This window comes from Streptosporangium sp. NPDC000239, assembly GCF_040300765.1.
Classification (GTDB): Bacteria; Actinomycetota; Actinomycetes; order Streptosporangiales; family Streptosporangiaceae; genus Streptosporangium.
Genome location: NZ_JBEPEI010000006.1, coordinates 21,589 through 45,363, shown reverse-complemented (window position 1 = coordinate 45,363; position 23,775 = coordinate 21,589). Strand labels below are relative to the sequence as shown.

The window sequence follows — 23,775 nt, the reverse complement described above, 5'->3', positions numbered from 1 at the left end:
TTGTGTCACGGTCGTGCCGACGATCGCCGTCGAGAAACGGTGACATACGGCAGACAAAGCACACACATTTGGCGCCAATCGTAATCGCCATGAATGAACCACGCACCATCCCCTCTCGGCCCCGAGACCGGCTGTTCGCCGTGGTCACGCTGGTGCTCGCCGTACTCCTGTTGCCCGTGGCGCTCGCCTGCCGTCCTGGCCGCGCCCTCGAACTGGCCTGCCGCTGGGCGCTGCGGATGCGCTTCCCCGCCGAGGATCTGACCGGGCTCACCGACGGCGCCCTGGCGGCGTTCACCGCGGCGCGCACCGAGGCGTTCTGGCGGCACGGCCAGCTCATCGGCCTCACCTCGGGGTACCGCGACCCCGCCGTCCAGCAGCGGATGTTCGACGAGGAGGTGCGTCGCTCCGGCTCCCCGGCCCTGGCCCGGATGCTCGTGCTGCCGCCGGCGGAGTCCAGCCACGTCAAGGGCCTCGCGCTGGACGTGCGCCCGCACGAGGGCGCGCGATGGCTTGAGGAGCACGGCGCCCGCCACGACCTCTACCGCGTCTACGACAACGAGTGGTGGCACTTCGAGTACCGCCCGGACCGCGAAGGCGTGCCGCCCCGGCGGCTGCCCCATCCCGGCGTGTTCCCCGGATACCGGACGGACGAGCCGTTCGACGTCTGGGGTGACCGGGCTGTCGCGATCTCCGCCACGGTGTCCTCCCCCCGCAGGCTCGCGCCGGCTTCCTGAGCCCGAGGCCCGGCGTGTCGGAAAACCCACGGTTCGTCGATCAAGAAAGGTTCATGATCATGGATTCGGACTCCGTACGCGGTGTCGACCGGCGACGGCTGCTCAGGTGGGGCGGATTGGCGGCCGGCGCGCCGCTGGTCGGCGCCCACCTCGGCCGCCCCTCCCCTCTCCCGGCCACCCGTGACGCTCCCCCGGCCGCCCGTGACGTGATCCCGCCGGACACCCGGCCCGGCGGGGCCTACGACCGGTACGTGGCGAAGCTGGCCGCCGAAGGCAGGTTCTCCGGCGTGGTACTGCTCTCGCACCGGGGCCGGACCGTGCTCTCCCGCGGCTACGGCATGGCCGACAGGGAGAAGGGGATCCCCAACCACAGGGGCGTCGCGTTCAACCTCAGCTCGGCGGGCAAGCCGTTCGGCGCGGTGGCCGTCCTGCAGCTGGTGCAGCAGGGAAAGGTGAAGCTGTCGGACACGGTGGGCACCTACCTGACGGGCTTCCCCAAGGAGATCGCCGAGCGGGTGACCGTCCACCACCTGCTCTCCGGCACCTCCGGGCTGAACTCCCCGGAGGAGGACCTGCAGCGTGTCTTCCAGAGCCGGGAGGAGGTGCACGAGTTCTACGAGCAGTGGGCCCGGCGCGCGAAGCAGGTGGCTCCCCCCGGCACGCCGACCGACCACGCCGGGGCCGAGGTCGCCATCCCCGCGCTGATCGTGGAGGCCGTGACCGGCAGGACGTACTGGGACCACGTCGAGGAGCACGTCTTCCGGCGCTGCGGCATGACCGGCACGGCGTTCTACACCAGGCCGCAGTGGCTCACCGACGAGCACATCGCGCACTCGTACATGCGGCAGGCCGACGGCGGTGTGGTGGACGCCGTCCGCAATCTGGACAAGGGCAGCCCCGACCCGTACCAGCTGGGCAAGAACCCGGGCCGCCTCTTCGTCGACGCCCCCGGGGACGGCGGTTTCGCCACCGCGCCGGATCTTGTCCGGTTCGCGCACGCGCTGGGCGACGGCACCCTGCTGGACCGGCCCCACGCCGAGATCCTCACCGGAGCCAAGGTCCCTCTCGGCAAGGACGCCTTCGGGGCCTACTCGATGCCGGTCGCGATCGTCGGCGGTCAGTGGGTGTTCGGTCGTGCCGGTGTCAATCCCGGCAGCTTCGCCAGCTGGAACATCTATCCGTACACCGGCTGGGTCGGCGTCGTCCTCGGCAACCACGACGGAGCGCCGTTCCAGGAGATCATCCAGCGGGAGATACAGGCCGTCACCGGGGCCTCTCCCGGTGACGGCGAGGGTGGCTGACCCCGTCACCGATAAGTGGGTAGAACCCTCAGGTGATCACGTTGTCGCCCGGTCAGGGGTTGCCACAGATCGCCGAGCTCGTGCTGGCGCTGGTGCTCTCCTTCGCCATCGGGCTGGAGCGCGAGGCCCGTAACAAGAGCGCCGGGCTGCGCACCCACACGCTCGTCGGCCTGGGCGCGGCGCTGTTCATGCTGGTCAGCAAGTACGGCTTCAGCGACGTGCCCGGCGCGCACGTCTCCCTCGACCCCTCACGGGTGGCCGCGCAGATCGTCTCGGGCATCGGGTTCATCGGAGGCGGCCTGATCTTCGTGCGGCGCGACGCCGTACGGGGGCTGACCACCGCCGCGGTCGTGTGGGTCACCGCGGCGGTGGGGATGGCCTGCGGGGGCGGGCTGCCGGTGCTCGCCGTGGCCGTGACCGCCTGCCACTTCCTCACCGTCTACGGCCTCAACGCGCTGGGCCGCAGGTTGCCGCTGTCGCGGCGCGCGCCGATCCAGCTGCGCATCGTCTACCTCGACGGGACCGGGGCGCTGCGCCGGGTGCTGGTGGAGTGCACCCAGCGGGACTTCGTGGTGGCCGAGGTCTCCGTCGAGCGTGAGGTGCCCGGTGAGGCAGCGGAGCCGGGACACGACCGCGGTCGTGATCACGGGCGTGACCGCGAGCCGCGGCCCCCGCGGCGGACCGTCGCGGTGACGCTCGTCCTGGAGGGCAAGGGGTCGATCCCCGAGCTGACCGCCGCCCTCGGGGAGATGCCCGACGTCGTCGGTGTCAGCTCCCGCGAGGGCGCCTCAAGCACCGACTGAGCCGTCACGCCGGATCCCGGCGCGGGGCGTGGCCGTACGGCCCGGCCTCTCCGGCGCTCGAAGCACCCGGCCGCCGGATCTCGGCGTGGGACGTGATGGACCCCTCCCGCTGGACGGATCACCATCCTGTTCCTCCTCCGCCGGGAGAAACGTCCAGCCCGGGTTGCGTACGGCGGACGGAACGGCACCATGCGGACCGTGGATGACAACAACCTTCTCAATCTCGACGGCCGCAGGTTCGTCATGGTCAGCTCGACCGCGAGCGCCGTTGACCCGGACGGGCCGACCTCGTTCACCTACCAGGAGTCCGACGGCCTCATCTGGGGCGACTACACCGGCGACACCGTGGTCACCGGGCGGTTCGTCGGTGTCCGGGACGGCGACCGGATCGAGCTGACCTACGTGCACCTGCTCAAGAACGGCGAACGCGCGAGCGGCAAAAGCGGAAGCCGGATCGAGCCGCTCGCCGACGGGCGGCTGCGCCTGGTCGAGGAGTTCCAGTTCGCCGGGGACGACACGGTGCACGTGAGCGTGTGCGCCGAGGTCGCCTGACCGCCTTCTGACCTCTGGCCGACCGAGAACCGGGTCAGACGTCGCGCTGAAGCTGGGCGCGGCCCTCCGCCGCGCCCACGAAACGCATCTTGCCGAGGGGGACCTCGCCGCCCGCCGGATCGGGGGCCGGGCGGCGGGTCGACCACGCCGGGCCCCGGTCGCTCGGCAGGACGTAGGGCCGTCTGATGACCTCGTCGAGGATGAAGACGGTTTCGGTCGCCTTGACGGCGGGGATGCTGGCCAGCCTTTCGGTCACCATCGTGTGCACGGCGGCCACGTCCGTCATGCGGACCTGGATCATCGCGTCGTGCTGGCCTGTGGTGACCGCGCAGTACTCGACCTCGGGCATGTGGGCGAGCTGGGCGCGGAACTGGCGCCACATCTGCTGCCTGACGGTGACGAAGATCAGCGCCGTGATGCCGAGACCGGCGCGGACGTGGTCGATCTCCGCGGTGAAACGCCTGATCGCGCCGTCGGCGCGCAGCGCCTCGAAACGGGTGTAGGCGTTCGCCCTGGAGATGCCGACGCGCTCGGCCAGGGCGGCCACGGAGATCCTGCCGTTCTCCCTCAGGACCTCCAGAATTCTCAGGTGCGTCGCGTCGAGGTCAAGGCCGATACCGATCCGTCCAGCCTGACCGCCATCTGGAGACATGTTCCTTGACGTTTCGGTCATGATCATACCCTTCGGGTCGGATTTGTCTCAGTTTACTGCCATGACCTGGACTTTCTGCCTGTCAATCCTGGACGATCGACCACCAAACGTCCACCACGGCCCCTTTTCGGAGGACACAAAAATGGCGATCCGTTCCCGGCGCCCCACGGCGAAGGCGGCGCTGCTGCCGGTGCTGCTCACCGGCGCCCTCGCCCTTGCCGCCTGCTCCAGCGGCGGCTCGTCCACCCCCGCGTCGCAGACAGGCGGCGGCACCGCCGCCAAGACACTCGTGGTCGACACGTCCTTCAACCTCAAGACGGCCGACCCGGGGCGCACCTACGAGCCGACCGGCCTGACCGTCGGCAAGGCCGCCTACGACACCCTGCTGACCTTCGACGGCTCCGACGTCACCAAGCCGGTGCCCTCCCTCGCCGACTCCTACGAGCTGTCGGCGGACGGCAAGAAGCTGACCCTCAAGCTCCACCAGGGCGCCACCTTCGCCGACGGCTCCCCCGTCACCGCGGACGACGTCGTCTTCTCCCTCAACCGGGTGCGCGACATGAAGGGCACCCCGTCCTTCCTGCTCGACGGGGTCGAGGTCGAAAAGACCGACGAGACGACGGTCACCCTGACCTCGAAGAACCCCAACCCGGCGCTGCCGTACATCCTGCCCAACCCCGCGCTGGGCATCATCAACTCCAAGGTCGCCAAGGAGCACGGCGCCACCGCGGACCCCGGCGACAAGGCCGAGCAGTACCTCAACTCCACCTCGCTGGGCTCGGGACCGTACACGATCGAGTCGGTGAACATCAGCAGCCAGGTCGTGCTCAAGGCCAACGCCAAGTACTGGGGCCCGAAGAAGCCGGTCTACGACAAGGTCGTGATCCGCAACGTCGAGTCGGCGACGCAGAAGCTCAACGTCTCGCGCGGCGACAGCCAGGTCGCGCTCGACCTGTCCGGCGACCAGGTCAACGGACTGCCGGGCACCCTGCAGGTCACCAAGACGCCGTCGGCGAACGTGGTCTTCCTGCTGGCCAACCGGAACTCCTCGGTCAGCGCGATCACCGCCAACCCCAAGTTCGCCGAGGCCGTCCGCAAGGGCATCGACTACACGGGCCTGCTCGAACTGGCCGGTGAGGGTTCGGTGCAGGCGCCGGGCGTCATCCCCTCGATGTTCCTGGGCGCGCTCCCCGCCGACCAGGCCGCCAAGCGCGACGTCGAGGGCGCCAAGGCCGCCCTCAAGGAGAGCGGCGTCGCCGACCCCAAGGTCAAGCTGGAGTACCCCAGCGAGCTGACCCTCAACGGCCTGTCCCTGCAGGGCATCGCCGAGCGCATCCAGGCCAACCTCAAGGAGGTCGGCATCACCGTGGAGCTGGCGCCCTCGCCGGTCACCACCGCGCTGGACAACTACCGCAACGGCAAGGAGGAGCTCGGCCTGTGGTGGTGGGGTCCGGACTACCCCGACCCCAGCGACTACCTGGTGTTCCTGCCGGGCAAGACCGTCGGTCTGCGGGCCGGCTGGAAGGCGGGCGCGGACAAGGAGATCGAGGCGGCCGGTGACAAGGCCGCGGCCGCGATCGGCGACGACGCCCGCAAGCAGGCCTACGTCGACGTCCAGACGAAGCTGAACGCCTCAAGCCCGTTCATCCCGCTCATCCAGCCGAGCCAGAACATCGTGACGGCCGCCTCCGTCACCGGCATGGAGTTCCACCCGGTCTGGACCATCGATGTCGCCGACCTCGGTGCCAAGTAAGGACCCGGAGGCCACCCCGGAGCGCGACGGCGCCAAGGTGGCCTCCGGCCCGGGGGGCGCCGGTACGGCCGCGCGCCGCCCGGGCCGGGGTGGCGGCCCCAACCCGCTGGTGCGCTTCCTGGTCCGCAGGGTGCTCACCGCGCTGCTGCTGGCCGTGGGCATCACGCTGGTCACCTTCGTCCTGACCAACCTCGTCCCCGGCGACCCGGTGGCGGCCAACCTGGGCCAGCGCGCCCTCGGGGACCCGGCCATCGTGGCGCAGTGGCGGGCCGATCACGGCCTGGACAAGCCGCTCCCTCAGCAGTACCTGCTGCACCTGCAGGGCGTGCTGCAGGGCGACCTGGGCACCAGCCAGCAGAGCCACCGCCCGGTGCTCGACGACCTGGCCGAGGCCGTCCCCGCCACCCTGGAGCTCGCGGGCACCGCGATCCTGATCTCCCTCGTGGCAGGCGTGGCGTTCGGCGTGATCGCGGCGCTGCGCCGTGACCGGCTCTCCGACCACGTGCTGCGCGTCCTCAGCCTGGTCGGCATCTCGGTGCCGACGTTCTGGCTGGCGCTGACGACCTTCTACATCTTCTTCTACCGCCTGCAGATCACCCCGGGCAGCGGCCGGATCGACCCCGGCATGACCGCGCCGCCCCACGTGACCGGCCTGTACACGGTGGACGCCGCGCTGGCCGGGCAGTGGGACGTGTTCTCCTCCGCGATCGGCCACCTGGCCACCCCCGCGCTGGTGCTCGCCCTCTACACGATCGGCCTGCTCACCCGCTTCACCAGGTCGGCGGTGCTGGAGGTGATGGGTCAGGACTACGTGCGCGCCGCGCGGGCCAAGGGCCTGCCCGGCCGGGTGATCCTGTTCCGCTACGTGCTGCGCTCGGCGCTGGTGCCGATCATCACGGTCGCGGGCCTGGCCTTCGGCAGCCTGCTGTCCGGCACCGTCCTGGTCGAGGCGATCTTCGCCTGGCCCGGCGTCGGGCAGTACGCCTACAAGAGCGCGACCGGCCTCGACCTGCCCGCCGTGATGGGCGTCGGCCTGGTCATCGGCGCGGTCTACCTCGTCATCAACCTGATCGTCGACGTGCTGTACGGCGTCATCGACCCCAGAGTGAGACTCACGTGAAACTCCCCCAAGCCTGGCGGCAGCCGCTGGCGATCGTCGGCGGGGTTGTGGCGCTCGCCTGGATCGTGATCACGGTGGCCGCCCCGCTGCTGGCGCCGCACGACCCGCTCGCTCAGGACCTGCCCAGGCTGGCCCCGCCCGGCCCCGGGCACTGGTTCGGCACCGACCAGCTCGGCCGCGACATCCTGAGCAGGGTCATGTACGGCGCGCGCCTGTCGATCCCGCTGACGCTGCTGCTGGTCACGCTCTCGGTGCTGGTCGGTGGCCTGCTCGGCGCCTGCGCCGGATATTTCGGTAAATGGGCTGATGAGACGATCATGCGGTTCGCCGACCTCGTCTTCGCCTTCCCCACCGTCATCCTGGCCATGGTCGTCGCCGCCGCGCTCGGCGCGAGCCTGGCCAACGCCGTGCTCGCCGTACTCGTCGTCGCCTGGCCCTCCTACGCCAGGGTGACCCGCGGGCTGGTGCTCGGCGTGCGCGGGCGGGAGTTCGTGATCAGCGGGCGGCTGCTGGGCTTCTCCGCCTGGCGCTCCCTGCGCGTCGACGTGCTGCCGAACATCACCGGCCCGATCCTGGTCCTCGCGACCCTCGACATCGGCACCGCGCTGCTGCTGCTGAGCGGCCTGTCCTTCCTCGGGCTCGGCGCCAAGCCGCCCTCCCCCGAGTGGGGCGCCATGGTCGCCTCCGGCGTGGAGGTCTTCGACAGCTGGTGGGTGGCGACCTTCCCGGGCCTGGCCATCCTGACCGTCGTCCTGGCCTTCAACTTCCTCGGCGACACGCTGCGCGACGCCCTGGACCCCCGTACGGCCCGCGCCATCAAGGAGCGTGCGCTATGACCCTCACCATCTCCGGTCTGAAGGTCGCCGTCGGCGACCGGGAGATCCTGCGGGGCGTCGACCTCGACCTGCAGCCGGGGCGTGTGCACGGCCTGGCGGGCGAGAGCGGCTCGGGCAAGACGATGACCGGCCTGGCCGTGCTCGGCCTGCTCCCGCACGGCGCCAGGGCCACCGGCCGGATCGCCCTCGGCGAGCGCGACCTGCTGGGCATGTCGGCCAAGGAGCTCAACACGGTGCGCGGCGGCGAGGTCGCCATGGTCTTCCAGGACCCGGCGACGAGCATGCACCCGATGCTGTCGATCGGCCGCCAGCTCACCGAGCACATGCGTCACCACCTGCGCCTGGACAGGAAGCAGGCCAGGGCCAGGGCGATCGAACTGCTCGGGCAGGTGCGCATCCCCGGCCCGGAGTCGGCGATCGACCGCTACCCGCACCAGTTCTCCGGCGGCATGCGCCAGCGCATCGCGATCGCCATCGCGCTGGCCTGCTCGCCCAAGGTGCTCATCGCCGACGAACCGACGACCGCCCTCGACGTGACGGTCCAGGCCGGGGTGCTGCGGCTGCTGCGCGGCCTCTGCGACGACCTGGGGCTGGCCGTACTGCTCGTCACCCACGACCTCGGCGTGATGTCGGCGGTCGCCGACGAGGTGAGCGTGATGAAGGAGGGCCTGGTCGTCGAGACGGGCCCGCGCGGGCGGGTGCTCCGCGATCCCGAGCACCCCTACACCCGTGCCCTGCTGGACTCGCTGCCCGGGGAGAAGGCATGACGGAGAGCACGACGCTGCTGACCGTGGACGACCTGGTCGTCGAACACCGCACCCCCGGCCGTCCCCTGGTCCGTGCCGTGGCCGGGGCGAGCCTGAGCGTCGCGGCGGGCGAGGTCGTCGGCCTGGTCGGGGAGTCCGGCTGCGGCAAGTCGACACTGGCCCGCGCGGTGTGCGGGCTCAACCCCGTGACCTCGGGGTCGATCACCTTCGACGGCCACCGGGTGACCCCGCTGGGACTGCGCCGCAGGAACCCGGCGCTGTCCGGCATCCAGATGGTCTTCCAGGACCCCTACTCGTCGCTGAACCCCCGGCGCCGGGTCGGCGCCCAGATCGCCGACGGCCTGCGCACCGGGCGCGACACCGCCTCCTCCCCCGCCGACATGCTCGAACGGGTCGGGCTGCCCCGCGACTTCGCCGGGCGGCACCCGCACGAGTTCTCCGGCGGGCAGCGGCAGCGGATCGCGATCGCCAGGGCCCTGGCCGCCAGGCCGTCCCTGCTGATCGGCGACGAGCCCATCTCCGCCCTCGACGCCTCGGCGCAGGCGCAGGTGGCCAGGCTGATGCGCGACCTCGCGGTCTCCTCGGGCGCGGGCCTGCTGTTCATCAGTCACGACCTGTCGGTGGTACGGCTGATCGCCGACCGGATCGCGGTGATGTACCTCGGGAAGATCGTGGAGGTGGGCCGTACCGAGGAGGTGTGGAACGACCCCCGCCACCCCTACACCCGGGCCCTGCTGAGCGCCATCCCCGCCCCCGACGGCGCGGGCACGCTGCCCGCGGAGCTGCCCGGTGACGTGCCCGACCCGGCCGCCCCGCCGCCGGGGTGCCGCTTCCATCCGCGCTGCCCGGTGGCGATGGACGTGTGCCGGGAGCGCGAACCGGCCTTCGGACCGGTCGCCTGCTGGCTGCACGAGCCCGCGTGACCGCCGCATGATCGACGAGGTGCGGCTCAGGATGGCCGAGGAGGGGATCGACGCCCTGGTGCTGCGCCCCTCCCCCGACTTCCGCTATCTGGGCGGCCAGGGCGACGGATACCTCGTCCTGACCCATGACCGTCCGCCCACCGCCGCGGCGGAGCCGCTGGAGGCCGCGGCGCTCATCCCGCCCTCGGCGCGCCGCGTCGGCGTGGACCCGGAGATGCGCGCGTGGGAGCTGTTCTCCCTGCGCGTCGAGGCCGAGGTCGTGCTGGCCTCGGCCGTGCTGGCCCCGCTCAGGTCGCGCAGAGGTCCCGCCGAGGTCGCGGCGACGGAACGCGCGGCCTCGGCGGCGGACGCCGTCCTGCTCATGGCCCGCGAGCTGGCGTGGTTCGGCACCACCGAGCGAGCGATGGCGCGCAGGCTGTGGGCCATGATGGTCGAGACGGGGTGCGAGGAGGTGCTGTCGGTGCTCGTCGCCGCCGGTGAGCACACCGCCCTGCCCCGGCACGTGCCGTGCGACCGGGTGATCAACCCGGGCGACGCGCTGCTGGTCTCGGTCTGCGGCAGGTGGGGCGGCTACTGCTCCGAGGTGGCCCGCGTGTTCGCGGTCGCCGAGCCGCCGGAGGACTTCGAGGCGATGTACTCGGTCGTCCTCGCCGCGCAACACGCCGCCCTGGACGCGCTGCGGCCCGGCGTGACGGCGGCGGAGGTCGGGCGGATCGCGCGGGAGGTGATCGAGGGCAGCGGCTACGGCAACTACGCCGGGCCACGCCCAGGACGAGGCATCGGCCTCGGCCCCGACGAGGCCCCCTGGCTCGTCCCCGGCGACGAGACCGTACTGACCTCCGGCATGACGGTGTGCCTGGAGCCGTCGATCTACCTGCCGGAGCTGTTCGGCGCGAGGGTGGCCGACATCGCGGTCTGCGCCCCCCAGGGCGCCACCCGCCTCACCACGACCTCCCCGGCCTTCCACGTCATCGACCACTGACCCTCCTGCCGGAGGAGGACGCCGTGGGTCATGGCCCGCCACCGTGGCGGGCCATGACCGGCCCCCGTCCTCGTGTCACCACGTCCCTCGTCCGGCGGCCTCCCTGGAGATCCCGCCCGGCCGGGACGACCGGGAGCGGGATCTCACCGCCTTTCTCCGGAGTGGTTCCGGAGGGGCCCCGCGCCTTCGGTTCAGCAGATGTTCGCGCCGTCGAATGTGCGGCCGCCCCGCGCGACCTTGCTGCTGATGGTCCCGCCCGGCCTCACGGTCTGGCAGGAGCCGTCCGCGCCGTGCGCCCACACGATCTTGAGGTTGAGGGTACGGCCTCTGCAGTCGTTGCGGGCGTAGCCGGTCTTGGTGATCCTGCCTGTCTTCTGCCAGACGGTGACGCAGGAGGGCGCGTTGCCCAGCACCTGCGCGGTCACGCCTGCCGGCTGGGCGGCGGACTGGGCCTGCGCCGCCGGAACGGCCGCCAGGCTCAGCCCGGCCGCGGCGAACAGTGCCAGCGCGGACGCGCTCAGTTTGCTCATGAGTCCTCCTGAAGAGATTCGTACCGGTTGTGGTGGAATGACGGGAAAACCGTCGTTGCCACGCTTTCTTGGCTTGTTCGGCGATTCGAAATATCCGCGACCGCCCCCGGGGCCGTATAAACCGAACGCCTCCGGCAGTTCCGGATTTTCCGGCTGCCCGAAAACGAAGAAAGCAGGGAGTTCCAACGCAGCGCTCCGTCGTGCGGTGAGGCGCCCTCGATCCCCGTAAGGACAGTTCGGTGGTCCCCGTCGAACTTCACCCGAGGGGAGGAGAGGACGATCCGGTGAAGGGATCTTCCGCGCGGAGCGCCGGCGGTGGCGTCCGTCCTTGGCCGGACCACCGCCGATGTCACGGTCACCGTGAGCGGTTCTCGCCGCGAGATTCAGGCCACGGGCATTCTCCTTTCGCGATCCACGACTTCTCGCCTCTTTCCGTCGTCCGGCGTGCGAACCGGACGACTCCCACCGTGGCGGAGACCGTCCTCACGGCGTCATCGCGCCGTCATCACGGCGTCCTTCGAAATCACTCCCGGCCGCTAATTGGCCAGATAGCATCGGTTTTGGGGGGAAATCATTGAGATGAAATTTCTCGTACTCGGGACATTGGAAGTCTGGGACGGCCAGAACAGGGTGACCCTGCCCAGCACCCGGCACCAGCGGGTGCTCGCGATGCTGCTGCTGACGCCCGGCGCCGTGGTACCGGTGTCGAAGCTGGTCGAGGCGACCTGGGACGACGAGCCGCCCGCGACGGCGACCAAGCAGATCCAGAACTGTGTCTCGGCGTTGCGGGGGCGTCTCGGGGACACCGAATGCCAGGTCATCGCCACCGACGGCCGGGGATACCGCGTGGCCGTGACCGAGGACCAACTGGACCTGCTCTGCTTCACCCGCCGGATCGCCACCGCGCGTGTGCTCGCGGCGGCCGGCGAGCCGGCGGAGGCCGTACTGGAGATGCGCTCGGCGCTGCGGCTGTGGCGCGGCCCCGCGCTCGACGGCCTGGGCACCGCCGCGCTGACCGCCCGCGCCAGGCGGCTCGACGAGCAGCGGCTCGACGCGCTCGAACAGTGCGTGGACTGGCAACTGGCGCTGGGTGAGCACCGCGAGGTCGCGGACGAGCTGGTGGAACTCGTCACCGAGCACCCGCTGCGGGAAAGGCCGCACGCGCAACTGATGCTCGCGTTGACCCGCTGCGGCAGGCAGGCCGAGGCGATAGAGGTGTTCCACCGGCTGCGGGAAAGGCTCGCCGAGGAACTCGGCGTCGACCCCGGGGCCGAGGTCCGTGAGCTGTACGAACGTGTCCTGCGCGGCGAGGTGGACCTCTCCCCGCCCGTGCCCGCCGTGCGGGAGCCGGGATCCGCGCCGGCTCCGCGACCGGGGCCCGCCGCCCCGGAGCCGCCCCGTCTCGACCGGGCGGTGCAGGAGCTGGTCATGGTGATCACCCGGCAGTGGACGGCCGAGGCCGAGGTGCGCTCGCTGAACCGGCCGGAACCGGTGCCGCTGAGATGGTCGGAGACCAGGCGTCAGGTGGCGGCGGTGGCCGCCGCACCGCCGTACGGCCGATCGGCCGAGGACCCGGACCGGCCGATGCCGAGCGGTGGCCTCACCGACCTGCTCGCCAGGTTCCGGCAGGTGCCCACGCGCCAACTGGTGGTGCTGGGCGGCCCCGGCGCGGGCAAGTCGGTGCTGGCGATCCTGTTCACCCTCGGTCTGCTCGCGGACCACCGGCCCGGCGAGCCGGTGCCGGTGCTGTTCTCGCTGGCCTCGTGGAACCCGCACCGGGAGCACATACACCGCTGGCTCGCCCGCACGCTCGTCCAGGAGTACCCCGGGCTGGCGAACACCGCCGTCTACGGACGGGACGCGACGACGCGGCTGGTGGTCGAGAACCGGGTCCTGCCCGTGCTCGACGGCCTCGACGAGATACCGCCCGGCCTGCGCGCGGCGGCCATCGACGCCCTCGACAGGGCCGTGGCGGGTGACCGGCCCCTGGTGGTGACCTGCCGTAGCGAGGAGTACGAGCTGGCGGCGGACCAGGCGGGCGCGATCCTCGCGCGCGCGGCGGTCGTGGAGATCGAGCCCGTCGCCCTCGAAGACGCCGTCGACTTCCTCACCGCGCGCAGGCGGGTGGGTGAGGAGCGCTGGCAGCCCGTGATCGACCACCTGCGGCGGCACCCGGGCGGCGCGCTCGCCCAGTCACTGCGCACCCCCCTGATGATCGATCTCGCCCGTACGGCCTACGCCCACCCGTCGACCGTGCCCGCCGAGCTGTGCGACCCGGCCCGGTTCGGCGATCGGGCCGCGATAGAGGGGCACCTGCTGGACGCCTACCTACCGGCCGTCTACGCGTCCTGGCCGGAGCCGCCCCTGCGGCACGAGCGGCCCGTGCCCGCGCGTGCCTACGACGTCGACCACGCCGAACGGTGGCTGGCCTTCCTCGCCCGGCACCTGAACCGGACCCGCACCCACGACCTCGCCTGGTGGCGGCTCGACCGCGCCGTGCCGAGGCCCGTCGGCGGCCTGCTGCTCGGCATGCCCGCCGCCCTGCTGTTCTGGATCACCGGGTGGCTCGCGGGCGGCCCGCTGATCGGACTGGTCTACGGGCTGTTCTTCGCGGCGGCGGGCTGCGGCGTCCACACGCTGGGGCGGCGTCCGGGGCCGCTGCGGGTGGAGCTGCACTTTCGCAGCACCGCGACGAGATTCCTGGGGCGCTTCGGGATCGGAGTGGTGATCGGGGTCAGCCTCGGCCTCGGCTGGTCGTTGTCCGCGGAGATGATCGGCCTGCTCGCCACCGTCTTCGGTCTCGGCGTCGGCCTGCACGTCTGGCTGGCCACCCCGGTCGACGTCAACCGCGTTTCCAGCCCGCCCCTCGTGCTGCGCAACGACCGCATCGCCACCTGGGCGTTCACCCTGTCCTTCATGGCGTCGCTGGGGCTGTTCTACACCGTGGCCTTCGCCTTCACACGCGAGATCCGGTTCGTCCCCGTCCTGGGGGGAACCTTCGACCTCGGACTCGCCTGCGCCGCAGGCCTGGCGTCGGGACTGCTGGGCCGTTTCCTGCTGGGCAACCTCGGCGGTGCGGCGTACGGGCTCGCCGGAACCGTGGTCGGCGGACTGATCTTCTCCCGCGCGCCCAGCCTCGCCAACGCCCTGACGGTGGGCGCGCTGTTCGGCCTCGCGGGGGGACTCACGGTCGGCCTCGCCCGCGCGTGGGGCGCCTTCACCGTCGTCCGGCTCTGGCTGGCCGCCCGGGGGCACATCCCGCTCCACCTCATGCGCTTCCTCGACGACGCGCACCGGCGGGGGGTGTTGCGCCAGGTGGGCGCGGTGTACCAGTTCCGGCACGCCCGTCTGGAGGAACGCCTGGCGGCCAGGTGCGGCGTCCCGCCGACGAGCCGCGGCCGAGGCGGCTGAGGATCGTTCCGGCACCCAGCCCGAGTACGCGGCCCCCGGCGGCCTACGCGCGTGGGAGCAGTCCCCCGACGAGGGCTTCGAGCCCCTGGCGGTAGGTGTCCTCCGCGGTGAGCGCGGTCCACCGACCGCCGATCGACGCCAGTCTGGGCAGCGCCTCCCGGTCCAGGTCGGCGAAGACCCGTTCGCGGTGGGTCGGCCGGTCCTCGGCGGCGCGCCTGCGCCCTGCCGCCCTGATGATGATCTCCCCGGCGGTGTAGTACCAGACGGACCGGTAGGCGTGAACGGCCTGTTCCGGGGTGAGACCGCAGGCCACGGCCGCCTCGACGATGTGCTCCGCGTACCAGAGCCCGGCGTCGGACATCAGGTCGTCGGCGACGAGGACCTCGACGACCCACGGGCATCCGGCGAGCGCGTCGTGCATCGCCAGCGCGGCGGTGACCAGCCGTTCCCTGGGCTCCTCCGGCAGTGCCGGGCGCGCCAGTCCCGCGGCGTAGTCGTCCAGGAGCAGCAGCAGCAACTCCTCCTTGTCCTTGACGTGGTGGTAGAGCGCCATCGGCGTGCTGCCGACCTCCGCGGCCAGCCGCCGCATCGTCAGGCTTCCCACGCCGCCCTCCTCGACGATCCTGCGGGCGGCGGCCAGGACCTCCTCCCGGGAGATCCGTGGTGGCCTGCCCACCCGCGGGCGTTGCGGAACCGACTGTGACATGGGATCCATGATGGCCCACCCCGTGGCGTTGACGCCCGCGTCCCGGCCGGGCTAGTTTTTATACATGTACAAAAAAGGCATCGGCCACCCCGGGCTGATACTGACGGCGGTGGCCGCCGCGCAGTTCATGGCGGCCCTCGACATCTCGATCGTCAATGTCGCGCTGCCCGCGATCCGCGCCGACCTGGGCTTCGGCGCCGCCCGGCTGCAGTGGGTCGTCCACGCCTACACGCTGGCCTTCGGCGGCCTGCTGCTGCTCGGCGGCAGGATGTCCGACCTGTACGGCAGACGCGGACTCCTCTCCGTGGGCCTCGGCCTGTTCGGCCTGTCCTCCCTGGCCGGAGGACTGGCCCAGTCGGCGGACCTGCTGGTGGCCGCCCGCGCGGTCCAGGGCCTGGCCGCCGCGGCACTGGTCCCCGCCGCACTGGCGACACTGACCACGACCTTCCCCGAAGGCCCGGGCCGTACCAGGGCGCTGGGGGTGTGGAGCGCGGTCAACGCCGCCGGCGGAGCCACGGGAGTGCTCGCCGGAGGCCTGCTGACCGACCACGTGGGATGGCGCTGGGTGATGCTGGTCAACGTGCCCGTCGTGGTGGCCGCGCTGGCGCTCACCGTGACGTCCGTCCCCGCCGACCGGCGCCGGGCCCAGGGGGAGCGTCCCGACCTGCTCGGCGCGTTCCTCGGCACCTGCGGGGTGACCCTGCTGGTCCTCGGCGTCGTCCGCGCGAGCGAGGAGGGCTGGACCTCGGCGGTCACGCTGGGCACGCTCGCGGCGGCCGTCGCGCTGCTGGCCGTGTTCGTCCTGGTCGAGGCCGCACGGTCCAGGGGCCCGAGAACCCCGATGATCCGGCTCGGCCTGCTGCGGAACCGTTCGATCGCCGGGGCCAACCTGTTCATCTTCCTGGCGGGCGCGGGCATGTTCGCCGCCTTCTACTTCGTCTCCCTCTACATGCAGGGCGTGCTGCGCATGAGCGCGACCGCGACCGGCCTGGCGTTCCTGCCCTTCACCTTCGGCACGGTGGTGGGAACCGTCATCGCCACCGGGGTCTCCGCCCGGCACGCTCCCCGCACCCTGCTGATCCCCGGTGGCGTGCTCGCCGCGATCGGCTTCGGCTGGTTCAGCCTGATCGACCCCTCGGGAAACTTCGCCGTGGACGTCCTCGGCCCCTCGCTGGTCACCAGCGTCGGCCTGGGCATGTGCTTCGCCCCGCTGGCCGCCGCGGGAACGGCGGGCGTCGCGCCACACGAGGCGGGCATGGCCTCCGGACTGCTCAACAGCTCAAGGCAGCTCGGCGGCTCCGTGGGCCTGGCCGCCCTGACCACCGTCGCGGCGGGCCGTACCGGAACGGGCACCACCCCCGCCGCCGTCACCTCGGGCTACTCCCTCGGCCTGGCCGTCTCCGGCGTCCTGCTGGCCGCCGCGGTCGCCGTCGCCGTGACGGTGCTGCCCAGGCGCGGCCGTACGGTCAGGCCCGCCCCCGAGACCCCGCCGGAGGCCCCTCTGGAGGCCCCTCTGGAAGCCACGAACCCCCTGCGGGCCACGGCTCCGCCGGAGGCCGTGGCCACAGCCGGAACCCACGAATAACCACAGAAAGGCGACCTCACCGTGAACACCACGCCCATCGACATGTTCTCCCTCGGCATCCACCTCGACGACGACGGGACGGTCCTGCCCGGACCACGGCGGATGACCGGCGACTCCGGCGGCTGGACCGTCGCCGCCTTCCACGTCGAGACCGACGAGGACGTCCACGCCGACCACTGGGAGATGCACCCGGCCGCCGACGAGGCGGTGTGCGTGCTGAGCGGCGGCGCCCGGCTCTACCTGCGGCCGCAGGACCGGGAACAGCGCGAGACGGCGGTCACGCTCACCGCGGGAACCGCCTTCGTCGTCCCGCGTGGCCGCTGGCACCGCCTGGAACTCGACGGCCCCAGCGACCTGATGTCCGTCACCCTGCGCCGTGGCACCCTCCTGGAGAAACGCCTGGGATGAACGCGACCGGGAGGCTGTACGGCCTTGTACGGACATATGGCCTCCCCCTTCTCCCGGGGACGGACCCGGCCGGATCCTCAGGACACGACCGGCCGCCTCTGGCGGGCCTCCGGGCACGCCCCGGCCGGGCGTCCCGTCCTCGTCCTCGAAAGGCTCGCCATGTCCCCGTCCGGATCGTCACGTCACACCGGCACCCGGCCCTGCGGATCCCGCGTCGGCAGGGCGCTGGCCTCCGCCGCGCTGGCGCTCGTCCCCCTGGCCGCCGTACCCGCCGCACCACAGGTCGCGCACGCCGACACCGCGGGCGCCCTGGCCGCCTGCCGGCGCAGCGAGTCGGCCGACTTCAGCATCGGCGACTTCAGGGTCTACGGCAACGGCGGCGGGGGCATCCCCCAGGGAAGCAACCCGCCCAACCTCCTCCAGGACGGCGACGTCTTCCTCCTGCTGTCGTCCAGCTACTACAAGGTCAAGTTCGACAGTTGGCCCTGGGGGCCGAGCTACCCACCGGACGGCAACGGCGTCCCGGCGCCGAGCACCGGCTGGCCGTACCCGGGGTCGCTGGAGTACTCGGCGATCCTGCGGTTCAACAACGACCCCGGCGGCTGGGTGGGGCCGATCCACCAGGCGACCGCGTTCGGCGGCTGCACGGTCTGGTCGGGACCGCCCGTCCGGCTGCTGTTCGGCGTCAACGACCCCAACCCCGGGGACAACAGCGGCTACTGGTCCTTCGGGTTCTACCTCTACCGGGCCTCCACGCACTGAGACCCGGCAGGCCCCTACGGGGCGACCCGGCCGTTGGTCACGAAGGCGGCGTGGGTCAGGGGCATCAGCCCCGCCCAGGCCGCCTCCATCCGCTCGGCGACCATCTCGATCTCCCGCTGCGGGAACGACGGCACCTTGGCCTGCTCACTCTTGGTGCGCAGCGACAGGAAGTGCATCAGCGAGCGGGCGTTGCACGTGGCGTACATCGAGGAGAACAGGCCGACCGGCAGCACGGCCCTGGCCACCTCGCGGGCGATCCCGGCCTCCAGCATCTCCTGGTAGGCCTCGTAGGCCTGCCGGTAGGCCGACTCCATCGCCTCTGTGACGATCTTGTACTGCTCCTCGGTGCCCTCGACGAAGACGTACTTGCCGGGCCGCCCCTCCTGCACCAGCCTGCGCTCGGGACCGGGAACGTAGAAGTCAGGCTGGAGCTCCCGATATCTCCCGCTCTCCTCGTTGTAGGAATTGTGAACGACAACGTTGTTGGCGAGGAAGTTATGCCAGGGCCCCTCGACCGCCAGGTCATAGGTCATTTCCTCACCGTCTTCCTCAATGGAGACGATCAGGCTGGATTTGGCGACCGAAACCTTGCCTCCGCGCTTGGCGAGCGCCTGCTCGGTGTCGCTCTTCTCGCGGTGGCACGATCGGCAGGCAGGCATGAGGTTGCTCTCGTCAAGAGCCTTCAGCAGGTCGGCCGCAACGGGGACTACATGGTCGAGAACCAGGTCATCGCGTGCGAACTCTCCCGAGCAGAGGTAGCACGTATCCGACTCCTTGATGAGCCGGCTCCTCCTCATGGAGGTCCAGACTCCGATTCCTCTGCGCAGTGAGGGAGGAATCAGCGCCTCGGAGGGCTTCGGAGCGGTTCCCCCGACCATGAGAGCGTCCCCGGCCTCAAGCTCTCCTGCCTTCCGCCATCCGTCGGGGGTGAGAACCGCGTGGTCCACGGAGCATCTCAGCGTCTCCCCGCTCGCGGTGGTCAGACGGATCAGTTGCTTGACCCCGGACTCCATGACGTCGAGGATCTTCGCGCGGGAGGCCAGCAACGTCGTCTCGTCATAGCACCGGACATGGTTACGGCGAACCGACTCAAGCCTTCTCAGCCGCCTTGTGGGATTCGCCGCCCTGAAAGCCGCCACCGCTTGCTCAGCGGCTTCCCGCGCCTCGTACAGCCCCAGGTAGTGCACCTGGTTCGCGCGCTTGACCTGAGCGTTCCACTTTCCGGCCTTCCGATGCCAGGTCACGCCACCGCCCGACCGGGGCACGGCGTCCTGCACACCGTGATGCCAGAGCCGGTAGAGCTCTTCGATCGTGCGCCGCCGGATGTGTCCCTTCTCGCTTACCAGCGTGATCTCGGAGTCGCCCGCGAGGCACCATCCGACCCTGTGGCGCTGGAACTCACGGAAGACGAAGATCGGCGCCCTGACCAGGAAGGTCATGGAGTTGTGCTCGAAAGGGGTGCCGTGACGGTCGCGCATCAGGAAGTTGATCAGGCCCTTCGAGCGCTCGGGGTCCTTGTTGATCTCCTCGATGGACTGCTCCCCCGCGGTGGACACCCGGGCCGCCCAGAGCACGTCGGAGTCCGAGGCGCTGTGCTTGACCAGTTCGACGGTGACGTCGTCGAGGAAACGGGGCCTGCTGTCGTCCACGGGCGAAGACCTCCTGCGTCGGGGTTGGGGCGGCTCAACCCTACCGGCGGCCCCAGAAGACCACAGACGCGGCGCGCGTTTCCCGAACCCGGCCGCGAAGCGGCCACGGGGCGGCCACGGGGCGGCCACGGGCGAACCGGCACCGATCCGCCCGTGGCCCGACACCGGCCTCACACCGGGAGCGGCGCCTCACGGCCCTCCCATGCGGTCCGGCGTCTCCTCAGTGCGAGGTCCTGCAGAGTTCCAGCACGTTGGCGATGATCCTCGCCCCGGCGCCGCCCTCCGCGGTGAGGATCGACTCGGGGTGGAACTGTACGGCGAAGCGCCGCCTGGCCACGTCCTCGATCGCCATCACCGCGCCGTCCGGGGTGAGGGCGGTCGCGGTGAAGCCCGCGACTCCCGGCTGCTTGGCGTGCAGCGAGTGGTAGCGGGCGGCGGTGAACTCCTCGGGCAGGCCGTCGAGCAGCGCGCTCTCACCGAGCCTCCTGACCCTGCCCCGCTTGCCGTGCTCGGGGTAGGACAGCAGGTCGAGGCTTCCGCCCGCCTGCTCGACCATGCCCTGCAGGCCGAGGCAGACGCCGAAGACCGGCAGGTCCCGCTCGTAGAGCGCCTCGATGAGCCCGCTCAGGCCGAAGTCGGAGGGCCAGCCGGGTCCGGGCGACAGCACCACGAGCGACGGCGCGATCTCGTCGATCATCCGCACCGGGAACCCGTGCCTGAGCGTGACGACCTCGGCGCCCTGCTGGCGGAAGTAGTCGGCCAGCGTGTTGACGAAGGAGTCCTCGTGGTCGACGAGCAGCACCTTCATGCCCTCGCCGGGCCGTACGGCGGGGGCCCGCTCCTCGACCGCCTGGTCGGTCTGTCCCGCGCTGACCGCCGCCAGAGCGCCGAGCAGTGCGCTCGCCTTGAGCTCGGTCTCCCGCTCCTCGGCCTCGGGGTCGGAGTCGAACAGCAGCGTGGCGCCGGCCCTGACGGTGGCGACCCCGCCGCGGATCTGCGCGGTGCGCAGGGTGAGGCCGGTGTTCATGGAGCCGTCGAAGCCGATGTAGCCGACCGCGCCGCCGTACCAGCGCCTGGTGGTCGCCTCGTGGTCCTCGATGAACTGCATCGCCCAGGTCTTGGGGGCGCCGGTGACGGTGACGGCCCACATGTGGGTGAGGAAGGCGTCCAGCGCGTCGAACCCGGGCCGCAGGCGTCCCTCGATGTGGTCCACGGTGTGGATGAGCCGCGAGTACATCTCGATCTGGCGCCTGCCGATGACCTGGACGGTCCCCGGCACGCAGATACGGGACTTGTCGTTGCGGTCGACGTCGGTGCACATCGTCAGCTCCGACTCCTCCTTCACGCTGGACAGGAGGGTGCGGATCGCCTCGGCGTCCTCGATCGGGGTGCTGCCGCGCGCGATGGTGCCGGAGATGGGGCAGGTCTCGACGCGGTCGCCGTTGACCCTGACGTACATCTCGGGGGAGGCGCCGACGAGGTGCTCGTCCTCACCGAGGTTGAACAGGAACTCGTACGGCGCCGGGTTGACCTTGCGCAGCGTCCGGTAGAAGGCTGCCGGGTCGGTGCAGGAGGAGTGGAAGACCTGGCCGGGCACGACCTCGAACAGGTCGCCGCGGACGAACTTCTCCTTGGCCGCGGCGACGACCTGGGCGTAGGTGCCCCGCTCCGGGTCCGCGGGCAGCTCGGTGGGGACCGGGGGCAGCGGGACGCTCTCCCCCTCGCGGGGCAGGCCCCTGGTCGAGACGCCGTCCACGGTGAACTCGTAGCGGAACTCCTTGCTGGTCTCCCGCTTACGGTCGATGACCATCACCCGGTCGGGCAGGTGCAGCACGAGGTCACGCTGGTCCTTGGCGCGGGTGAGCACCTGCCTGATCGGCTCGAACTGGAAGGCCAGGTCGTAGCCGAAGGCGCCGTAGAGCCCCAGGTGCTCGTCCTGGCCCGCGAAGGCCGCGACCACCTCGCGGATCGCGGTGAAGACGGTGGGACGGCGGCTGCGCATCTCCTCGGGGAGGATGTCCTCGGACTCGGCGACGTACACCTCGACGTGGTCGGCGGTCGGCTCACCGGTCGGCTTGCCCGCGGCGAGCAGGCAGGAGGCGACGGCGGGCAGCACGACCCGGCCGCGGGCGTTCAGGGCGCGGGCGGAGATCCTGCGTCCCCGGGCCACGATCTCAAGGCAGGGGTCGACGTAGGCGAGATGCCACCGGCTGTAGCGGCCGGGGTACTCCATGCCGGAGGACAGCACGCCGCCGCGACGCTCACCGAGCGTCGTGACGACATCCTCAAGCATCGTCTCGGGCACGTCGGAGGCGGTGACCTCGACCTCTATGCCCCCCGCGGTGGTATATCCGCTCGTCTCCACTGCTGCCTCGTCCCTCTAGGTTCTCCTGGGCCCTCAAAGAGGCGGCTGACACAGAAAAGGCCGCCTCACTCGGGGCGGCCGTCTGTGTGCTCTCGCGAATGCGAAACCCGCGCCGCCTAGAAGCGGCGCCACCACTGCTGGGTTTCGGGGTGTCGCATGCCACAAGACTAGCGGCGGAAACTGTGATCATGCAACGTGACCGCCCCTGCGGCGTGGCGGCCGGGTAGCCGTCACGCCCCTTCTTCTGTTACCAGTAGGGAGGAGGGCAGTTTCGTTACCGGCGAGTAAAAGGCCAGGTGAGGAGGCCGCATGACGATCACATGGCCGCGGTCCGCGCACCGGGTCACGATCCAGCGCGATCTGCCCGTGCCCATGGCCGACGGGGTCGTCCTGCTGGCCGACCGCTACGCGCCCGTCGGCGCCGTGCGCCCGCCGACCATCCTGGTCCGCTCGCCGTACGGCAGGCGGGGGATGTTCGGGTTCGCCTACGGCAGGGCGTTCGCCCGGCACGGGTTCCAGGTCGTGCTGCAGAGCTGCCGGGGCGGGTTCGGCTCCGGCGGGCTGCTCGACCCGCTCGGCGACGAGCACGACGACGGCCTGGCCACCCTCGCCTGGCTGCGCGCCCAGCCCTGGTACGGCGGCGACCTCGCGATGCACGGCCCCTCCTACCTCGGCTACGCCCAGTGGGCGATCGCCCCGTTCGCCGGCCCCGACCTGAAGGCCATGGCGACCTCGGTGACCGCCTCCCAGTTCCGTGACGCCGCCTACGTGGGCGGGGCGTTCGCGTTGGAGTCCACGCTGATGTGGATCACGCTGACCGCCTCGATCGACGGCCCGTTCGGCGGTGCCGCCGCCCTCCTCGCGCCGCGCAGGACCAGGCGGGCGGCGCTGTCCGGGCGGCCCCTCGGGGAGATGGACGTGCTGTCGGCGGGCCGGGATCTGCCGTTCTTCCAGGACCTGCTGACCCACCACGCCGACCCCGGGTCCTACTGGGCGGCACGTGACTTCTCCGCCTCCGTCGGCGAGGTCGGGGCCGCCGTCACCATGGTCGGCGGCTGGTACGACGTGTTCCTGCCGTGGCAGATCAAGGACTACACGGCGATGCGGGCCGCGGGCAGACGCCCCCAGCTGACGATCGGGCCGTGGTACCACGCCGACGTCCGGCACGGCAGGGCCGCCAATGCCGACGCGCTCGCCTGGTTCAGGGCGCACCTGCTCGGCGATCCCTCCGGCCTGCGCCGGCAGCCGGTCAGGCTGTACGTCACGGGCGCGGGCGAGTGGCGCGATTACCCCGACTGGCCGGTTCCCGGCATGCGGGAACGACGCTGGCACCTGCAGCCCGGCCGGGCTCTCTCCCCGGACAGCCCCTCCCCCGGCGAGCCGGACCGCTACCGCTACGACCCCGCGCACCCGACCCCCGCGCTGGGCGGCCCCGTCCTGCTGGGCAACTCCGAGCCGCGGGACAACCGGCGCCTTGAGGCCCGCCGTGACGTGCTCGTCTACACCGGGCCCGAGCTGCGCGAGGACACCGACGTGATCGGCCCGGTCCGGGCCGAGCTGTACGTCAGGACGAGTACCGAGCACGCCGACGTGGTCGTCCGCGTCTGCGACGTGCACCCCGACGGCACCTCCTACGACGTGTGCGACGGCGTGCGCCGCCTGCTTCCCGGCTCTCCCCAGCCCGACGTGGACGGCGTGCGCCGTGTCCTGGTCGACCTGTGGCCGGTCGGCCACCGCTTCCGCAGGGGTCACCGCATCCGTCTGCAGGTCGCGGGCGGCGCCTACCCCCGCATCGCCCGCAACCTCGGTACCGGAGAGCCGCTGGGTACCGGCAGCGCGATGGTCGCCTGCCTGCACGAGGTCTTCCACGACCCCGTCCGTCCCTCGGCGGTCGTGCTGCCGCTCGTGGCCGGCTGAGAGCGGGGCGGGGTTAGGG

The 23,775-nt window shown here is 71.4% G+C and carries 20 protein-coding genes; 15 read left to right on the top strand and 5 right to left on the bottom strand.

Translation table 11 applies throughout. From position 1 onward, the window contains the following. Window positions 1–89 precede the first annotated feature (89 nt). From vanY-N to ABT340_RS17460, 4 genes are all read left to right on the top strand, one after another. Complete coding sequence (vanY-N, locus tag ABT340_RS17475; RefSeq protein WP_352011774.1) at window positions 90–734, top strand: D,D-peptidase/D,D-carboxypeptidase VanY-N; 645 nt, start codon at window positions 90–92, stop codon at window positions 732–734. Window positions 735–793: 59 nt separating this feature from the next. Further along, on the top strand, window positions 794–2,035 hold the full coding sequence (locus ABT340_RS17470) for a serine hydrolase domain-containing protein (RefSeq protein ID WP_352011773.1): 1,242 nt from the start codon (window positions 794–796) through the stop codon (window positions 2,033–2,035). 32 nt (window positions 2,036–2,067) lie between these two features. After that, window positions 2,068–2,838, top strand: a complete 771-nt coding sequence (locus ABT340_RS17465) for an MgtC/SapB family protein (RefSeq protein ID WP_352011772.1) — start codon at window positions 2,068–2,070, stop codon at window positions 2,836–2,838. A 198-nt stretch (window positions 2,839–3,036) separates the two neighbouring features. Beyond that, window positions 3,037–3,390, top strand: a complete 354-nt coding sequence (locus ABT340_RS17460) for an avidin-fold protein (protein WP_352011771.1) — start codon at window positions 3,037–3,039, stop codon at window positions 3,388–3,390. A 34-nt stretch (window positions 3,391–3,424) separates the two neighbouring features. Here the strand turns inward: ABT340_RS17460 and ABT340_RS17455 are convergent, their stop codons facing one another. Next, complete coding sequence (locus tag ABT340_RS17455; RefSeq protein ID WP_352011770.1) at window positions 3,425–4,063, bottom strand: Lrp/AsnC family transcriptional regulator; 639 nt, start codon at window positions 4,061–4,063, stop codon at window positions 3,425–3,427. Window positions 4,064–4,184: 121 nt separating this feature from the next. On the opposite strand from ABT340_RS17455, the gene ABT340_RS17450 reads away from it, so the two are divergent. Genes ABT340_RS17450 through ABT340_RS17425 form a run of 6 tightly spaced genes read left to right on the top strand, consistent with a single transcriptional unit; the run spans window position 4,185 to window position 10,423 of the window. Continuing rightward, window positions 4,185–5,795: an ABC transporter substrate-binding protein gene (locus ABT340_RS17450; protein ID WP_352011769.1), complete on the top strand. Its 1,611-nt coding sequence runs from the start codon at window positions 4,185–4,187 to the stop codon at window positions 5,793–5,795. After that, on the top strand, window positions 5,770–6,915 hold the full coding sequence (locus tag ABT340_RS17445; RefSeq protein ID WP_352011768.1) for an ABC transporter permease: 1,146 nt from the start codon (window positions 5,770–5,772) through the stop codon (window positions 6,913–6,915). Before ABT340_RS17450 ends, ABT340_RS17445 begins: the two co-directional genes overlap by 26 nt. Beyond that, a complete protein-coding gene (locus ABT340_RS17440) occupies window positions 6,912–7,751 on the top strand; it encodes an ABC transporter permease (protein WP_352011767.1) in 840 nt (279 codons plus the stop codon). Before ABT340_RS17445 ends, ABT340_RS17440 begins: the two co-directional genes overlap by 4 nt. Next, window positions 7,748–8,518: an ABC transporter ATP-binding protein gene (locus ABT340_RS17435; RefSeq protein ID WP_352011766.1), complete on the top strand. Its 771-nt coding sequence runs from the start codon at window positions 7,748–7,750 to the stop codon at window positions 8,516–8,518. The genes ABT340_RS17440 and ABT340_RS17435 overlap by 4 nt, the downstream gene beginning before the upstream one ends. Continuing rightward, on the top strand, window positions 8,515–9,441 hold the full coding sequence (locus ABT340_RS17430; protein ID WP_352011765.1) for an ABC transporter ATP-binding protein: 927 nt from the start codon (window positions 8,515–8,517) through the stop codon (window positions 9,439–9,441). The genes ABT340_RS17435 and ABT340_RS17430 overlap by 4 nt, the downstream gene beginning before the upstream one ends. A 7-nt stretch (window positions 9,442–9,448) precedes the next feature. Beyond that, window positions 9,449–10,423 carry a M24 family metallopeptidase gene (locus ABT340_RS17425; protein WP_352011764.1) on the top strand — a complete coding sequence of 325 codons (975 nt, stop codon included), beginning with the start codon at window positions 9,449–9,451 and terminating at the stop codon, window positions 10,421–10,423. A 191-nt stretch (window positions 10,424–10,614) separates the two neighbouring features. Here ABT340_RS17425 and ABT340_RS17420 read toward each other — a convergent pair whose 3' ends face one another. Continuing rightward, entirely contained in the window at window positions 10,615–10,953 is a 339-nt protein-coding gene (locus tag ABT340_RS17420) for an alpha-amylase inhibitor (protein WP_352011763.1), read from the bottom strand. Between the two features lie 579 nt (window positions 10,954–11,532). Between ABT340_RS17420 and ABT340_RS17415 the strand changes: the two genes are divergently transcribed. After that, window positions 11,533–14,364: a BTAD domain-containing putative transcriptional regulator gene (locus tag ABT340_RS17415; protein WP_352011762.1), complete on the top strand. Its 2,832-nt coding sequence runs from the start codon at window positions 11,533–11,535 to the stop codon at window positions 14,362–14,364. A gap of 43 nt (window positions 14,365–14,407) precedes the next feature. Here ABT340_RS17415 and ABT340_RS17410 read toward each other — a convergent pair whose 3' ends face one another. Then, window positions 14,408–15,070 carry a TetR/AcrR family transcriptional regulator gene (locus ABT340_RS17410; RefSeq protein WP_352011761.1) on the bottom strand — a complete coding sequence of 221 codons (663 nt, stop codon included), beginning with the start codon at window positions 15,068–15,070 and terminating at the stop codon, window positions 14,408–14,410. 64 nt (window positions 15,071–15,134) lie between these two features. On the opposite strand from ABT340_RS17410, the gene ABT340_RS17405 reads away from it, so the two are divergent. Genes ABT340_RS17405 through ABT340_RS17395 form a run of 3 tightly spaced genes read left to right on the top strand, consistent with a single transcriptional unit; the run spans window position 15,135 to window position 17,825 of the window. Next, entirely contained in the window at window positions 15,135–16,655 is a 1,521-nt protein-coding gene (locus ABT340_RS17405) for an MFS transporter (protein WP_352011760.1), read from the top strand. A 21-nt stretch (window positions 16,656–16,676) separates the two neighbouring features. Beyond that, window positions 16,677–17,063, top strand: a complete 387-nt coding sequence (locus ABT340_RS17400; RefSeq protein WP_352011759.1) for a cupin domain-containing protein — start codon at window positions 16,677–16,679, stop codon at window positions 17,061–17,063. A gap of 24 nt (window positions 17,064–17,087) precedes the next feature. Next, window positions 17,088–17,825 carry a hypothetical protein gene (locus ABT340_RS17395; protein ID WP_352011758.1) on the top strand — a complete coding sequence of 246 codons (738 nt, stop codon included), beginning with the start codon at window positions 17,088–17,090 and terminating at the stop codon, window positions 17,823–17,825. 14 nt (window positions 17,826–17,839) lie between these two features. Here the strand turns inward: ABT340_RS17395 and thyX are convergent, their stop codons facing one another. Continuing rightward, window positions 17,840–19,474 (bottom strand): FAD-dependent thymidylate synthase, encoded by a 1,635-nt coding sequence (thyX, locus tag ABT340_RS17390; protein WP_352011757.1) that lies wholly within the window; start codon window positions 19,472–19,474, stop codon window positions 17,840–17,842. 220 nt (window positions 19,475–19,694) lie between these two features. Next, window positions 19,695–21,839 carry an anthranilate synthase component I gene (locus tag ABT340_RS17385; protein ID WP_352011756.1) on the bottom strand — a complete coding sequence of 715 codons (2,145 nt, stop codon included), beginning with the start codon at window positions 21,837–21,839 and terminating at the stop codon, window positions 19,695–19,697. A gap of 309 nt (window positions 21,840–22,148) precedes the next feature. On the opposite strand from ABT340_RS17385, the gene ABT340_RS17380 reads away from it, so the two are divergent. Then, on the top strand, window positions 22,149–23,756 hold the full coding sequence (locus tag ABT340_RS17380) for a CocE/NonD family hydrolase (protein ID WP_352011755.1): 1,608 nt from the start codon (window positions 22,149–22,151) through the stop codon (window positions 23,754–23,756). Window positions 23,757–23,775: the final 19 nt, after the last annotated feature.